A 15,790-nucleotide genomic window follows, 5' to 3' on the forward strand; every position below is an offset into this window, starting at 1 on the left:
TGAACTCCCACGTGCGACACGAGAATTCGGCCGCGGACCTCGACGCCGCGATGCAGATCGCCATCGGCGCCGCGGAATCGGCGCGCGGGTTCACCAGCCCGAACCCGGCGGTCGGCGCCGTGGTCCTCGACGCCGCCGGACGCATCGCCGGCGTCGGGATGACGCAGCCGCCCGGCGGTCCCCACGCCGAGATCGTCGCGCTGCGGGAGGCGGGGGACGCCGCCCGCGGCGGCACCGCCGTCGTCACGCTGGAACCGTGCAACCACCACGGCCGGACCGGGCCGTGCTCGCAGGCGCTTCTCGACGCGGGCGTGGCCGCGGTGCACTACGCGGTGGGCGATCCCAACCCGGAGGCCGCCGGCGGCGCGGAAACCCTCGTCTCGGCGGGCGTCGAGGTGACGTCGGGTCTGCGCGCGCAGGACGTCGAACGCGGCCCGCTGCGGGCGTGGCTGCACCGGCAGCGCACCGGGCGCCCGCACGTGACCTGGAAGTACGCGGCCACGCTCGACGGCCGCAGCGCGGCCGCGGACGGCACCAGCCAGTGGATCACCGGTCCCGAGGCCCGCGAGCGCGTCCACGCCGAGCGGGCGAAACTCGACGCGATCGTCGTCGGCACGGGGACGGTGCTGGCCGACGACCCCCGGCTCACCGCCCGGATGTCCGACGGTTCGCTCGCCGCGCATCAACCGGTCCGCGTCGTCGTCGGGCTCGGCGACATCCCGCCGGACGCCCGGGTGCTCGACGACTCGGCGCCCACCGTGCTGCTGCGTACCCACGACGTGGACGAGGTCCTCGCCGCACTCGCGGAGTACACGGACGTGCTGCTCGAGGGCGGGCCCCGGCTGGCGGGCGCGTTCCTCGCCGCGGGCCGGGTCGACCGCATTCAGGCGTACCTCGCCCCGCTGGTGCTCGGTGCGGGCGCCGCCGCGGTCTCGGACGCCGGAGTGCACTCGATCGAGGGCGCGCTGCGGTTCCGTCACGAGTCGGTCGAAACAATCGGCCCCGATCTGTTGTTGAGTCTGGTTCCAGCAGTGTCCGAAAACCCTGACAGTCACCGAACGTAGGAGAAGCCACAGTGTTCACCGGGATCGTCGAAGAATTGGGTGAGGTCGTCGCCAAGGAGGAACTGGCCGACGCCGCACGGTTCACCGTGCGCGGTCCGGTGGTGACTTCCGATGCGTCGCACGGTGATTCGATCGCGGTGAACGGTGTCTGCCTGACCGTCGTGGAGGTGCTGGCCGACGGCTCCTTCACCGCCGACGTGATGCAGGAGACGCTGAACCGGTCGAGCCTGCAGAAGGTCGACGTGGGCAGCCGCGTCAACCTGGAGCGCGCCGCCGCCCTGAACAGCCGCCTCGGCGGCCACCTCGTCCAGGGCCACGTCGACGGCACCGGGCACATCATCAGCCGCAGCCCGTCCGAGAACTGGGAGGTCGTGCGCATCGCGCTGCCCGACGCCATCTCCCGGTACGTCGTCGAGAAGGGATCCATCACCGTCGACGGTGTGTCGCTGACCGTGTCGGCGCTCGGCGGGGACCGTGGCGAGGAATTCTTCGAGATCTCGCTCATCCCGACCACCCTGCAACTGACCACGCTCGGGGCGGCGACCGTCGGCACACCGGTCAATCTGGAGGTCGACGTGATCGCGAAGTATGTGGAGCGGCTGCAAGCGGCCGGCCGCTGAGTCGTACTGTTGAGGAGCATCCCACGGATGCATCCGTTGTATTCGAAGATGCGTCAGTCAAGACTTTGGAGACCGAGCACGTGACCAGGTTCGACAGTATCGAGCGCGCCGTTGCGGATATCGCCGCAGGCAAGGCCGTCGTCGTCGTCGACGACGAAGACCGCGAGAACGAGGGCGACCTCATCTTCGCCGCGGAGAAAGCCACCCCGGAGTTGGTGGCCTTCATGGTTCGATACACGTCCGGCTATCTCTGTGTGCCGCTCGACGGGACCGACTGCGACCGCCTGGGCCTGCCCCCGATGTACGCCACCAATCAGGACAAGCACGGCACCGCGTACACCGTCACCGTCGACGCTCGTGAGGGCATCGGAACCGGGATCTCCGCGTCCGACCGGGCCGCGACCATGCGGTTGCTGGCCGATCCGTCCACCGGCGCCCAGGACTTCACCCGCCCCGGTCACGTGGTGCCGTTGCGGGCGAAGGAGGGCGGCGTGCTGCGCCGCCCCGGCCACACCGAGGCCGCCGTGGACCTGGCCCGGATGGCCGATCTGCGGCCGGCCGGCGTGATCTGCGAGATCGTCAGCCAGAAGGACGAGGGCCACATGGCCCAGACCGACGAGCTGCGGGTCTTCGCCGACGACCACAATCTCGCGCTGATCTCGATCGCCGACCTCATCGCGTGGCGCCGCAAGCACGAGAAGCACGTGGAGCGGGTCGCATCCGCGCGCATCCCCACCCGGCACGGCGAGTTCACCGCGGTCGGGTACCGGAGCATCTACGACGACGTGGAACACGTGGCGCTGGTGCGCGGCGACCTGCCGGGACCGGACGGCGACGGCAGCGACGTGCTGGTGCGGGTGCACTCCGAATGCCTCACCGGCGACGTCTTCGGTTCGCTGCGCTGCGACTGCGGTCCGCAGCTCGACGCGGCCCTGGACATGGTCGCGCAAGAGGGCCGCGGGGTGGTCCTCTACATGCGCGGGCACGAGGGCCGCGGCATCGGGCTGATGCACAAGCTGCAGGCCTACCAGTTGCAGGACGCGGGTTCGGATACCGTCGACGCCAACCTCGAGCTCGGCCTGCCCGCCGACGCCCGCGACTACGGTATCGGCGCGCAGATCCTGGTGGATCTGGGCATCTCCTCGATGCGTCTGCTCACCAACAACCCGGCCAAGCGGGTCGGTCTCGACGGCTACGGGCTGCAGATCACCGAGCGGGTGTCGATGCCGTTGCGCGCGAACGCCGAGAACCTGACGTACCTGCGCACGAAGCGGGACCGCATGGGCCACGACCTGATCGGGCTCGACGACTTCGAAGCGGGAGAGATGCTGTGAGCGGTGAGGGACTGCCCGAACTGCAGCTCGGTGAGGCCGGCGACCTCCGGCTCGCCATCGTCGCGGGCAGTTGGCACCCGGAGATCTCGGAGGCGCTGATCGCCGGCGCACAGCGGGTCGCGGACGAGGCGGACGTGAAGAACGTCACGCTGGTCCGGGTCGCCGGTGCCATCGAGCTTCCGGTGGTGGCGCAGGCGCTGGCCCGCACCCACGACGCCGTCGTCGCGCTCGGTGTCGTGATCCGCGGCGGGACGCCGCACTTCGAATACGTCTGCGACGCCGTCACGGCCGGTCTGACCCGGGTGTCGCTCGACGAGAGCACCCCGGTCGGGAACGGCGTGCTCACCACCGACACCGAGCAGCAGGCGATCGACCGCAGCGGCCTGCCCGGCTCCGCCGAGGACAAGGGCGGTCAGGCGTGCGCGGCCGCGCTCGACACCGCTGTCACACTGGCGCGACTGCGCCGCGCCGAGGAGTCCTTCGCATGATCTGGATCCACCCATGACCACCCCCGAATCCGAGTGGACACTCGTCGCGAAACCCCGCAAGTCGCGTCGCTACGCGATCGGCGTGGCCATTTTCCTCGTCGTCGTGCACGTGACGTTCGCCATCCTGCTGCGCGGTGACTCGACGGGCGTGTACTTCCGTCTCGCCGACCAGCTGGCGTTCGCCGGCATCGGGTGCCTCCTCGCGGCGGCCGTGCTGCTGCTGACCCGGCCGCGACTGCGCGTCGGGCCTCGCGGCATCGCCGTGCGCAACGTGCTCGGGGAGCGCATCGTCGACTGGGACCTGTACGAGGGGCTGTCCTTCCCGGACGGTGCCGCGTGGGCGCGGATCGAGCTGCCCGACGACGAGTACCTGGCGGCGATGGCCATCCAGTCGAACGATCGCGAGTACGCCGTCGAGGCGGTCGACCGGTTCCGCGCACTCGCGTCGGAGTACGCGCGGTCCTGACCGGGGGACGGCCCCGCCCGGTGTGACGGATGCGGGGTTGGTCGGTGGCGCCGACTAACGTGGAGGGGTGCCCGATCCTTCGACATATCGCCCCGCGACCGGAACCATTCCGGTCGACCCGGGGGTGTACAAGTTCCGCGATCCGCACGGCCGGGTCATCTATGTCGGGAAGGCGAAGAGCCTTCGTTCACGGCTGAATTCCTATTTCGCCGACGTCTCGACGCTGCACCCCCGTACCCGCCAGATGGTGACCACGGCCGGCAGCGTCGAGTGGACCGTGGTCAGCACGGAGGTCGAGGCGCTGCAGCTCGAGTACAACTGGATCAAGGAATTCGATCCGCGCTTCAACGTCCGCTACCGCGACGACAAGACGTACCCGGTTCTCGCCGTCACCCTCAACGAGGAATATCCCCGGCTGTTCGTCTACCGCGGGCCCCGGCGCAAGGGGGTCCGCTACTTCGGCCCCTACTCGCACGCGTGGGCCATCCGCGAGACCCTCGACCTGCTGCTGCGGGTGTTCCCGGCCCGCACCTGCTCGGCCGGGGTGTTCAAGCGGCACAACCAGATCGGCCGTCCCTGCCTGCTCGGTTACATCGACAAGTGTTCCGCGCCGTGCGTTGGACGGGTGTCCGCGGCGGAGCACCGCCAGATCGTCGAGGACTTCTGCGACTTCCTGTCCGGACGCACCGACAGGCTCGTCCGGGAACTCGAGGCCCGCATGCAGAAGGCGTCCGAGGAACTGGACTTCGAACTGGCGGCGCGCCTGCGCGACGACGTGGGAGCCCTGCGGCGGGCGCTGGAGAAGCAGGCCGTCGTCCTCGGCGACGGCACCGACGCCGACCTCGTCGCGTTCGCGACCGACGAACTGGAGGCCGCGGTCCAGGTGTTCCACGTCCGCGGTGGCCGCGTGCGCGGACAGCGCGGCTGGGTGGTCGAGAAGGCCGGCGACGTCATCGACTGGGCCACCGTCGATTCCGAGGCCGGATCGGACCTTCCGCTGCTCGTCGAGCAGTTCCTCACCCAGTTCTACGGTGAGCAGGCGGCGCTGTCGGGTGCGACGGACTCGGAGGCCGGCACCAGCGGCGTGCCGCGAGAGGTGCTGGTGCCCGTGCTGCCACCGGACCCCGAGCAGGTGCAGGAGTGGCTCAGCGGCCTCCGCGGATCCGCGGTCCGCCTGCGGGTGCCGCAGCGCGGCGACAAGAAGGCCCTCGCCGAGACCGTGCAGCGCAACGCGATGGAGGCGCTGCAACAACACAAGCTGCGCCGTGCCGGTGACTTCACGTCGCGGTCGGCGGCCCTGCAGGGCATTCAGGAGGCCCTCGACCTCGATTCGGCGCCGCTGCGGATCGAGTGCGTCGACATCAGCCACGTGCAGGGCACCGATGTCGTGGCCTCGCTCGTCGTCTTCGAGGACGGTCTGCCACGCAAGTCCGACTACCGGCACTACGCGATCAAGGAGGCGGCCGGTGACGGCCGGTCCGACGACGTCGCCAGCATCGCCGAGGTCACCCGGCGGCGGTTCCTCCGGCACAACCGCGACGTCGGGGTGCTGCGCGTGGAGGCCGCCGGGGCGGACGCCGACCCGGTGCCGGGCGGCGACGGCGGCGACCTCGCCCCGGAGGCGGCGATCGATCCGCAGACCGGCCGGCCGCGACGGTTCGCGTATCCGCCGAACCTGTTCGTCGTCGACGGCGGCGCCCCGCAGGTCGCGGCGGCCTCGGCGGTCCTCGACGAACTGGGCATCACCGATGTCGCCGTGATCGGACTGGCCAAACGGCTCGAGGAGGTATGGGTGCCGGGGGAGGAGGACCCGGTGATCCTCCCGCGCACCAGCGAGTCGCTGTACCTGCTGCAGCGGGTGCGCGACGAGGCCCACCGCTTCGCGATCACGTTCCACCGCAGCAAACGCTCCCGCCGGATGACGGCGTCCGCACTCGATTCGGTGCGCGGACTCGGAGACACCCGGCGCAAGGCCCTGGTGACGCATTTCGGGTCCGTCGCCAAACTCAAACAGGCTTCCGTCGAGGAGATCACCGCGGTGCCGGGCATCGGAACGGCCACGGCCAAGGCGGTACTCACCGCTCTCGGCGCGGAGGAACCGTCTGCGGGGGTCGCGGCGGTGGGGGATGATGAACCCGATCGGAACGGACCGGCCGAGCACGACCCGGCAGCACAGAGCGCTTCACAACGGACAGGTGTCGAGTGACCGAGCAGCACGCGCAGAGCGACCGTCCACCCACGGTTCGGCCGATGGACTTCCTTCTCGTCACCGGACTCTCCGGGGCGGGTCTGCAGACGGCCGCGAAGGTCCTCGAGGACCTCGGGTGGTACGTCGCGGACAACCTGCCCCCGGAACTGATCTCCCGGATGGTCGATCTGAGCCTCGAATCCGACTCCCGGCTCGAGCGGCTCGCCGTCGTCATCGACGTGCGGAGTCGGTTGTTCACCGGCGACCTCGGCTGGGTCCTCACGGAACTGGAGAGCAAACCCGTGCACACGCGGGTGCTGTATCTCGACGCCTCCGACGAGGTCCTGGTCCGGCGGTTCGAACAGGTCCGCCGCAGTCATCCGCTGTCCGGGGGCGGGGCCGAGGGGACCCTGTCCGAGGGCATCGCTGCCGAGCGTGATCAGCTCGCGAAGGTGAAGGCCGCCGCCGACCTGGTGATCGACACGTCCTCCCTCGCCGCACACCAGTTGCGGCAGAAGATCGAGGACGCGTTCGGCGACGCCGAGAACCGCACGATGCAGGTAACAGTCCAGTCGTTCGGTTTCAAGTACGGTCTTCCGATGGACGCCGATCTCGTCTGCGACGTCCGCTTCCTGCCCAATCCGCACTGGATCCCCGAATTGCGTCCGCACACCGGGCAGAGCGCGGACGTGCGGGACTACGTGTTGTCGCAGGACGGTGCCGAGGACTACCTCACCACCTATCACCACCTGCTGGATCTGACGATCGCGGGATATCGTCGGGAGGGGAAGCGCTACATGACCATCGCGGTGGGTTGCACCGGCGGAAAGCATCGGAGTGTCGCGATGTCGGAGGCGTTGGCACGCCGCCTCGGAAAGGATTCCGGGCTGAACGTGCGCGTCGTCCATCGTGATCTGGGGCGCGAATGAGGGCGGTGCACGTGCCTCCTGCGATCGTCGCGCTCGGCGGAGGCCACGGGCTGTTCGCGACCCTCAGCGCCGCACGCCGGCTCAGCCGCGACGTCACGGCCGTCGTCACCGTCGCGGACGACGGCGGATCCTCGGGACGACTGCGCGCAGAACTCGGCGTCATCCCGCCGGGTGATCTGCGGATGGCGCTCGCCGCGCTCGCCGCCGACGACCCCGAGGTGCAGGACTGGACCGACACCATCCAGCACCGCTTCGGCGGCATCGGCGCCCTCGCCGGACATTCGGTGGGCAACCTCATCCTGGCCGGCCTCACCGAGGTGCTCGGCGATCCGGTCGCCGCCCTGGACGAACTTGCGCGGCTGCTGCGGATCGACGGACGGGTGCTGCCGATGTCGCCGATCGCCCTCGACATCGAGGCAGACGTGCAGGGCCTCGAGGCGGATCCGCGCGTGAGCCGCTGCATCCGCGGGCAGGTCGCGGTCGCGACCACCCCGGGCAAGGTGCGCCGGGTGCGGCTGCTGCCCGCCAATCCGCCTGCGTGCCCGGACGCGGTCCGGGCGATCGAGGCCGCCGACATGGTCGTCCTCGGACCCGGATCGTGGTTCTCGAGCGTCATCCCGCACGTCCTCGTTCCGGAACTCCTCGACACGCTGATCGCCACCGACGCGCGGAAGGTGCTGGTGCTCAACCTGGCTCCGGAACCGGGCGAGACCGCGGGATTCTCCACCGAACGCCATCTGCACGTACTGTCCCAACACGCACCCGAACTGGCCGTCGACTTCGTCGTGGTCGATTCGGGTTCGGTGCCGCCTGGCCGCGAGCGTGAACACCTCGCCCGCGCCGCCGGACAGTTCCAGGCACGCGTCGTCTACGCCGACGTGTCGGAGCACGGCACCCACACGCATCATGCAGGCAAGCTTGCGTCCGTTCTCGAACAGCTCTGGAGCGACCCCGATCCGGGGCTTCGGGGGAGCGAAGTGGCCGCGACACCAGAGGAAAGGGAGAGCGCTTCGTGGCAATGACAGCAGAGGTCAAAGACGAACTCAGTCGTCTCGTCGTCACTCACGTGAGTTGCCGGAAGGCCGAGGTCTCGTCGCTGCTGCGGTTCGCCGGGGGATTGCATATCGTCGGTGGCCGCGTAGTGGTCGAGGCGGAGGTGGATCTGGGGTCCACGGCCCGGCGGTTGCGGCGCGAGATCTTCGATCTGTTCACCTACAGCGCCGACGTCCACGTCCTGAGCGCGGGCGGACTGCGCAAGTCGTCCCGGTACATCGTCCGGGTCGCGAAGGAAGGCGAGGCCCTCGCCCGCCAGACCGGTCTGCTCGACCTGCGGGGACGACCCGTGCGCGGGCTCCCCGCCCAGGTGGTCGGCGGCAGCGTCGCCGACGCGGAAGCGGCATGGCGGGGCGCCTTCCTTGCCCACGGTTCGCTCACCGAGCCGGGACGGTCATCGGCGCTCGAGGTCAGCTGCCCGGGCCCGGAGGCGGCGCTCGCACTGGTCGGGGCCGCGCGCAGGCTCGGCATCTCCGCGAAAGCCCGCGAGGTCCGGGGCACCGACCGGGTGGTGATCCGCGACGGCGAGGCCATCGGCGCGCTCCTCACCCGGATGGGCGCGCAGGACACCCGCCTCGTGTGGGAGGAACGCCGGATGCGCCGGGAGGTCCGGGCCACCGCGAACCGGCTCGCCAACTTCGACGACGCCAACCTGCGCCGCTCCGCCCGCGCGGCCGTCGCGGCCGCCGCACGAGTCGAGCGGGCGCTCGACATCCTGGGTGACGAGGTTCCCGACCACCTGGCGGCGGCCGGGCATCTCCGTGTGGAGCACCGGCAGGCGTCGCTCGAGGAACTCGGCCAGCTCGCCGACCCGCCGATGACGAAGGACGCCGTCGCCGGCCGCATCCGGCGGCTGCTGTCGATGGCCGACCGGAAGGCGAAGGAGACCGGGATCCCCGACACCGAGTCGGCGGTCACCGCAGACCTTCTCGACGACGCCTGACCGGGCGAACGGGACGCTCGTCGTGTCGGATCGGACGAGCGTCCCGTTCGTTCGACGTCGCAGCGGCCGGGACGGGGCGCTCGGACGTGACTGCGCGCGCACGTGCCCCGCGCACTAGGGTAAGAGTCGCATCGACCGATGAAACCTCGCGCCGACCACCCGTCGGTGGTGTCGAACCGGCGCGAGAGCAGAGCTGTACAACCAGAATCATGCGCAAAGGAGCAGATTGTGACTGTCCGGGTAGGCGTAAACGGTTTCGGCCGTATCGGACGTAACTTCTTCAGGGCGGTGGACGCGCAGAAGGCGCTCGGAACCACCGACATCGAGATTGTGGCGGTCAACGACCTCACGGACAACGCTACGCTGGCGCATCTCCTGAAGTACGACTCCATCCTGGGTCGTCTCCCGCACGACGTGTCGCTCGAGGGCGAGGACACCATCGTCGTCGGAAGCCAGAAGATCAAGGCTCTCGCGATCAAGGAAGGCCCCGCGGCACTTCCGTGGGGTGACCTGGGCGTCGACGTCGTCGTCGAGTCCACCGGCATCTTCACCGACGCGGCCAAGGCGAAGGGTCACCTCGAGGCCGGCGCCAAGAAGGTCATCATCTCCGCGCCCGCCAAGGGCGAGGACATCACCATCGTGATGGGCGTCAACGACGACAAGTACGACGGCAGCCAGAACATCATCTCCAACGCCTCGTGCACCACCAACTGCCTCGGCCCCATCGCCAAGGTGCTCGACGACGAGTTCGGCATCGTCAAGGGCCTGATGACCACGGTCCACGCCTACACGCAGGACCAGAACCTGCAGGACGGCCCCCACAGCGACCTGCGTCGCGCCCGCGCCGCCGCGCTGAACGTGGTCCCCACCGGCACCGGCGCCGCCAAGGCCATCGGCCTGGTCCTCCCGCAGCTGCTCGGCAAGCTGGACGGCTACGCGCTGCGCGTCCCGATCCCCACGGGCTCGGTCACCGACCTCACCGCGAACCTGAAGAAGTCCGCCAGCGTCGAAGACATCAACGCCGCGATGAAGGCTGCCGCCGAGGGACCGCTCAAGGGCATCCTTAAGTACACCGACGCTCCGATCGTGTCGTCCGACATCGTCACCGACCCGCACAGCTCGATCTTCGACTCCGGCCTCACCAAGGTCATCGACGATCAGGCCAAGATCGTGTCCTGGTACGACAACGAGTGGGGTTACTCCAACCGTCTGGCCGACCTCATCGGTCTCGTAGCCAAGTCTCTCTGAGCGAAGGTCCGGTAACAGTGGCAGTTCAGACTCTCGACGATCTGCTGAACGCTGGGGTGGAGGGGCGCGCCGTGCTGGTGCGCTCCGACCTCAACGTTCCGCTCGACGGTGACCGGATCACCGATCCCGGGCGCATCATCGCTTCCGCCCCGACGCTGAAGGCGTTGGCGGAGGCGGGCGCCAAGGTCATCGTCACCGCTCATCTGGGTCGCCCCAAGGGCGAGCCCGACCCGCAGTATTCCCTCGCGCCGGTGGCGGTGAAGCTCGCCGAGGTTCTGGGACGCAACGTCCAGCTGGCCGGCGACGTCGTCGGGCAGGACGCGCTGGCACGTTCGGAGGGGCTCACCGACGGCGACGTTCTCCTGCTGGAGAACATCCGCTTCGACCCGCGGGAGACCAGCAAGGACGAGGCCGAGCGGACGAAGCTCGCGAAGGCCCTCGTCGAACTCGTCGGCGACGACGGTGCATTCGTGTCCGACGGATTCGGTGTCGTGCACCGCGCGCAGGCGTCGGTGTACGAGGTGGCGAAGCTGCTTCCGCACTACGCGGGCACGCTCGTCGAGGCCGAGATGACGGTGCTCGGCAAGCTCACCGAGGAGTCCGAGCGGCCGTACGCGGTCGTGCTGGGCGGCTCCAAGGTGTCCGACAAGCTCGCGGTGATCGAGGCGCTGGCACCGAAGGTCGACACCCTCGTCATCGGTGGCGGCATGTACTACACGTTCCTCGCGGCGCAGGGCGTCTCGGTCGGCAACTCGCTGTGCGAGGAGTCGATGATCGACACGTGCAAGGCGCTGCTCGAGCAGTACGCCGACGTCATCCACATCCCGCAGGACGTGGTCATCGCCGATTCGTTCTCGGCCGACGCCGAGTCCAAGCTCGTGTCGGTGCTCGAGATCCCGGACGGCTGGATGGGTCTCGACATCGGACCGCAGTCGGTTCGCCGGTTCGCGGCGATCCTGACCAGCGCGAGAACGGTGTTCTGGAACGGCCCGATGGGCGTGTTCGAGTTCGAGAAGTTCGCCGCGGGCACCAAGGGTGTCGCCGAGGCGATCATCGAGGCCACCTCGAAGGGCGCGTACAGCGTCGTCGGTGGCGGTGACTCCGCCGCGGCGGTCCGCCAGCTCGGTCTGCCCGAGGACGGGTTCTCCCACATCTCCACCGGAGGCGGCGCCTCCCTCGAATACCTCGAGGGCAAGGAACTCCCCGGCATCGCAGTTCTGGAGGGCTGACGCATGGCACGGAAGCCGCTGATCGCCGGCAACTGGAAGATGAATCTGAACCACCTCGAGGCCATCGCGCTGGTGCAGAAGATCGCCTTCTCGCTCCCGGCGAAGTACTTCGACAAGGTCGACGTGACGGTGATCCCGCCGTTCACCGACATCCGCAGCGTGCAGACCCTCGTCGAGGGCGACAAGCTCCTGCTCACCTACGGTGCGCAGGACGTGTCGGCCCAGGATTCGGGCGCGTTCACCGGCGAGATCAGCGGCTCCATGCTGGCCAAGCTGGGCTGCACGTTCGTCGTCGTCGGACACTCGGAGCGCCGGACCCTGCACGGCGAGGACAACGACACCGTCCTGGCCAAGACGAAGGCCGCGCTGAAGAACGGGCTCACCCCGATCGTCTGCATCGGTGAGGGCCTCGACGTCCGTGAGGCCGGCGAGCACGTGTCGTACAACGTCGAGCAGCTGCGGGGCTCGCTCGCCGGGCTGTCCGCGGAGGACATCGAGAAGGTCGTCATCGCGTACGAGCCGGTCTGGGCCATCGGGACCGGCCGGGTGGCCAGTGCCGCGGACGCGCAGGAAGTCTGCGCGGCGATCCGGGCCACGCTCGGTGAGCTCGCCTCCCCGGCGGTCGCGTCCGGTGTCCGCGTGCTCTACGGCGGCAGCGTCAACGCGAAGAACGTCGGCGAGATCGTCGGTCAGACGGACGTGGACGGTGCCCTCGTGGGCGGCGCCTCGCTGAAGGCCGACGAGTTCGCGACGCTGTCGGCGATCGCCGCAGGCGGACCTCTGCCGTAAGGCGCCTTCGGCGCCCGTGCGCCTTTCCGGTTGCTCCCACTACCGGAAAGGCGCACGGGCGCGGAGCGCCTGTAGGGTGTACGAGGCCGTAGTTGTTCCTACTGGATGGGTGGACGTAGACCGACATGGAACTGTTCCTGGATATCTTGCTGGTGGTCACCAGCTTGCTGCTGATTCTGCTGGTGCTGCTGCACCGCGGTAAGGGCGGCGGTCTGTCCAGCCTGTTCGGCGGCGGCGTCCAGTCGAGCCTGTCCGGTTCCACCGTCGTCGAGAAGAACCTCGACCGGCTCACCGTGTTCACCGGTCTGGTGTGGTTGATCGCGATCATCGGCATCGGCCTGGAGATCAAGTTCGGCTGATCTGCTTCATCATGCAGACCGGCCGTCGCCGGTCGATACTGGATGAATGATCGAAACCCCACGTGAGGCCACTGAACCACTCCGCGAAGACATTCGGCTCCTGGGCGGCATCCTCGGTCAGATAGTGCGGGAACAGGCCGGTGACGACGTCTTCGACCTCGTCGAGAAGGCGCGGGTCGAATCGTTCCGGGTCCGGCGGTCCGAGATCGACCGCGCCGAGCTGGCGGACATGTTCACCGAGGTCACCACCGGCGACACCATTCCCGTCATCCGGGCCTTCAGCCACTTCGCGCTCCTCGCCAACCTCGCCGAGGACATTCACCGCGAACGCCGGCGCGCCGTCCACGTCGCCGCCGGTGAACCCGCGCCCGACAGCACCCTGACCGCCACGTACGCCAAACTCGACGCCGCGCAGCTGGACAGCGCCGTCGTCGCGGACGCGCTGCGCGGGGCGCTCGTGTCGCCCGTCATCACGGCCCACCCCACCGAGACCCGCCGCCGCACGGTGTTCGAGACCCAGACGCGGATCACCGAACTGATGCGCTACCGCGAGCGCACCGCGCTGACCGAGTCCGAGACCGCCGACGTCGACGTCCGGTTGCGGCGCCAGATCCTCACCCTCTGGCAGACCGCGCTGATCCGGTTGTCGCGGTTGCGGATCCAGGACGAGATCGAAGTGGGCCTGCGGTACTACGACGCGGCACTGTTCGAGGTCGTCCCGAAGATCAACGCCGAACTGCGCAACGCGCTGCGGTCGCGATGGCCGGCCGCGGATCTGGGCCGGGAACCGATCCTGCGTCCCGGGTCGTGGATCGGCGGAGACCGCGACGGCAACCCCTACGTCACCGACGAGGTGGTCCGGACGGCCACCACCCGGGCCGCGGCCACCGCCCTCGAACATCACCTCGAGGGACTCGAGACCCTCGAACGCGAACTGTCCATGTCGGCACGCCTCGTCGCCGTCACCCCCGCCCTGGACCTTCTGGCCGCGGCGTCCCAGGACGATTCACCGTCCCGCGCCGACGAACCGTACCGGCGCGCGGTGCGGGGCATCCGGGGACGTCTCACGGCCACCGCGCAGCGCATCCTGGGCGGCGCACCGGACCACGGCCTCGACCTAAGGCTCGCCCCGTACGACACCCCGCGTCAGATGCTCGACGAACTCGACGTCGTCGACGATTCCCTTCGCCGCGGCGGCGACGGCACGATCGCCGACGACGGGCTCGCGAGTCTGCGGGACTCGGTGGAGGTGTTCGGATTCCACCTCTCCGGGCTCGACATGCGGCAGAACTCGGACGTGCACGAGACCGTCGCCGCCGAGTTGCTGGCATGGGCGGGGGTGCACGACGACTACCCGTCGCTGTCCGAGGACGAGCGGGTGGAACTGCTCTCGGCGGAGTTGACCACCCGGCGCCCGCTGACCACCGCGAACGCCGAGTTCAGTGAGCTGGCGACGAAGGAACTCGCCATTCTGCACGCGGGCGCGACCGCCGTGCAGACCCTCGGCGCGGGCGCCGTGCCGAACTACATCATCAGCATGTGCACCTCCGTCAGCGACATGCTCGAGGCCGCCGTCCTGCTCAAGGAGGTCGGACTGCTCGACCCCGGCGCGGGAGGCGGGCCGTCCTGCCCGGTGGGTATCGTGCCGCTGTTCGAGACGATCGAGGACCTGCAGCAGGGCGCCGCGACCCTCGAAGCCACGCTCGAGGTCCCGATCTACCGGGCGCTCGTGGCGGCGCGGGGCGACTCCCAGGAAGTGATGCTCGGGTACTCCGATTCGAACAAGGACGGCGGATACCTCGCGGCCAACTGGGCGCTCTACCGCGCGGAGCTGGATCTGGTGGACGCCGCACGCAAGACGGGAATCCGGTTGCGGCTGTTCCACGGTCGCGGCGGCACCGTCGGTCGCGGCGGTGGCCCCAGCTACGAGGCCATCCTGGCGCAGCCGCCCGGCGCGGTCGCCGGGTCGCTGCGGATCACCGAACAGGGCGAGGTGATCGCCGCCAAGTACGCGGAACCGCGTCTCGCGCAACGCAATCTCGAAACACTGCTCGCCGCGACACTCGAGGCCACCCTGCTCGACGTCGAGGGACTCGGCGACGACGCCGAACCGGCGTACCGCATCCTCGACGAACTTGCGGCGCTGGCCCGCCGCGCCTACGGGGAATTGGTGCACGAGACACCGGGATTCGTGCAGTACTTCGAAATGTCGACGCCGGTCGCGGAGATCGGGGCCCTCAACATCGGCAGCCGACCCGCCTCCCGTAAGCAGACCACCGCCATCTCCGATCTCCGGGCCATCCCGTGGGTGCTGTCCTGGAGCCAGTCCCGGGTCATGCTGCCCGGGTGGTACGGCACGGGTGCGGCATTCGAGGAGTGGACGCAAGGCGACCCGGACAAGGTGGCCACGCTGTCGCGCCTGTACGAGAAGTGGCCGTTCTTCCGGACCGTGTTGTCGAACCTGGCGATGGTGATGTCGAAGTCCGACATGGGTCTCGCGGCGCGCTACGCGGAGCTGGTGCCCGACGAGGAGCTGCGGCAGAGGGTGTTCGGCAAGATCACCGAGGAGCACGAGCGGACGATCCGGATGTACAAGGCCGTCACCGGGAACGACACGCTGTTCGCCGACAATCCCGGTCTGGAGCGGTCGGTGCACAACCGGTTCCCCTACCTCGAGCCGCTCAACCACCTGCAGGTGGAGCTGCTGCGCCGGTACCGGGCGGGCGACGACGGCGACCAGACGCGCCGCGGCATCCAGCTCACGATGAACGGGCTCGCCACCGCGCTGCGCAACAGCGGGTAGCGGCGTTCCCGCGCCCCGCGAGATTTCTTGCGGGGCGCGGGAACCGAACCGTCCCTCGCTGCGTCAAAACGGGAAAGAGCACAAGTTTCCGAGACGAAGTGGGGGCGATCGATGAGGCGCTGCGCGGGCAACCCTGTTCACTGGCGTGGGGGAGTGGGAACACGGGGGACGAGCATGTCGAGCCGCCGACGGGCCGGTCGGCTCGTCACCGAGTGCCGGGTCACCCGGACACCGGTCGAGCAGGACCCCCGATCGTCCGCCGGGTTACCGGCGGACG

Annotated in this window: 14 protein-coding genes; all 14 read left to right on the forward strand. The window is 69.3% G+C overall.

Annotated features, from left to right (window positions below; translation table 11 throughout):
• The first annotated feature begins 11 nt into the window (after positions 1-11).
• The 14 genes from ribD to ppc all read left to right on the forward strand — a co-directional run bounded on the left by ribD (position 12) and on the right by ppc (position 15,513).
• A complete protein-coding gene (gene ribD / locus ACFTWF_RS02075; protein ID WP_378459609.1) occupies positions 12-1,064 on the forward strand; it encodes a bifunctional diaminohydroxyphosphoribosylaminopyrimidine deaminase/5-amino-6-(5-phosphoribosylamino)uracil reductase RibD in 1,053 nt (350 codons plus the stop codon).
• A gap of 11 nt (positions 1,065-1,075) precedes the next feature.
• Entirely contained in the window at positions 1,076-1,684 is a 609-nt protein-coding gene (locus ACFTWF_RS02080) for a riboflavin synthase (protein WP_378459610.1), read from the forward strand.
• An 80-nt stretch (positions 1,685-1,764) separates the two neighbouring features.
• Positions 1,765-3,018: a bifunctional 3,4-dihydroxy-2-butanone-4-phosphate synthase/GTP cyclohydrolase II gene (locus ACFTWF_RS02085; RefSeq protein ID WP_378459611.1), complete on the forward strand. Its 1,254-nt coding sequence runs from the start codon at positions 1,765-1,767 to the stop codon at positions 3,016-3,018.
• The gene (ribH, locus tag ACFTWF_RS02090) at positions 3,015-3,506 is read left to right on the forward strand and encodes a 6,7-dimethyl-8-ribityllumazine synthase (RefSeq protein WP_378459612.1); all 492 of its coding nucleotides are present in this window, start codon (positions 3,015-3,017) and stop codon (positions 3,504-3,506) included. Before ACFTWF_RS02085 ends, ribH begins: the two co-directional genes overlap by 4 nt.
• A 13-nt stretch (positions 3,507-3,519) precedes the next feature.
• Positions 3,520-3,972 (forward strand): PH domain-containing protein, encoded by a 453-nt coding sequence (locus ACFTWF_RS02095; RefSeq protein WP_378459613.1) that lies wholly within the window; start codon positions 3,520-3,522, stop codon positions 3,970-3,972.
• 67 nt (positions 3,973-4,039) lie between these two features.
• Positions 4,040-6,178, forward strand: coding sequence for an excinuclease ABC subunit UvrC (gene uvrC, locus ACFTWF_RS02100; protein ID WP_378459614.1), 2,139 nt, complete (start codon positions 4,040-4,042; stop codon positions 6,176-6,178).
• A gap of 44 nt (positions 6,179-6,222) precedes the next feature.
• Entirely contained in the window at positions 6,223-7,089 is an 867-nt protein-coding gene (gene rapZ / locus ACFTWF_RS02105; RefSeq protein WP_073371137.1) for an RNase adapter RapZ, read from the forward strand.
• Positions 7,086-8,111, forward strand: a complete 1,026-nt coding sequence (yvcK, locus tag ACFTWF_RS02110; protein WP_378459615.1) for a uridine diphosphate-N-acetylglucosamine-binding protein YvcK — start codon at positions 7,086-7,088, stop codon at positions 8,109-8,111. The genes rapZ and yvcK overlap by 4 nt, the downstream gene beginning before the upstream one ends.
• The gene (gene whiA / locus ACFTWF_RS02115) at positions 8,102-9,085 is read left to right on the forward strand and encodes a DNA-binding protein WhiA (protein WP_005262275.1); all 984 of its coding nucleotides are present in this window, start codon (positions 8,102-8,104) and stop codon (positions 9,083-9,085) included. Before yvcK ends, whiA begins: the two co-directional genes overlap by 10 nt.
• A 228-nt stretch (positions 9,086-9,313) precedes the next feature.
• Entirely contained in the window at positions 9,314-10,333 is a 1,020-nt protein-coding gene (gene gap, locus ACFTWF_RS02120; RefSeq protein ID WP_378459616.1) for a type I glyceraldehyde-3-phosphate dehydrogenase, read from the forward strand.
• A gap of 17 nt (positions 10,334-10,350) precedes the next feature.
• On the forward strand, positions 10,351-11,562 hold the full coding sequence (locus ACFTWF_RS02125) for a phosphoglycerate kinase (protein WP_378459617.1): 1,212 nt from the start codon (positions 10,351-10,353) through the stop codon (positions 11,560-11,562).
• A 3-nt stretch (positions 11,563-11,565) separates the two neighbouring features.
• The gene (gene tpiA / locus ACFTWF_RS02130) at positions 11,566-12,351 is read left to right on the forward strand and encodes a triose-phosphate isomerase (RefSeq protein WP_378459618.1); all 786 of its coding nucleotides are present in this window, start codon (positions 11,566-11,568) and stop codon (positions 12,349-12,351) included.
• Positions 12,352-12,476: 125 nt separating this feature from the next.
• Positions 12,477-12,710 carry a preprotein translocase subunit SecG gene (gene secG / locus ACFTWF_RS02135; RefSeq protein WP_185729473.1) on the forward strand — a complete coding sequence of 78 codons (234 nt, stop codon included), beginning with the start codon at positions 12,477-12,479 and terminating at the stop codon, positions 12,708-12,710.
• Between the two features lie 46 nt (positions 12,711-12,756).
• Entirely contained in the window at positions 12,757-15,513 is a 2,757-nt protein-coding gene (gene ppc / locus ACFTWF_RS02140) for a phosphoenolpyruvate carboxylase (protein WP_378459619.1), read from the forward strand.
• Positions 15,514-15,790 lie beyond the last annotated feature (277 nt).

The organism is Rhodococcus sp. NPDC056960 (genome assembly GCF_042674125.1).
GTDB lineage: Bacteria > Actinomycetota > Actinomycetes > Mycobacteriales > Mycobacteriaceae > Rhodococcus_F.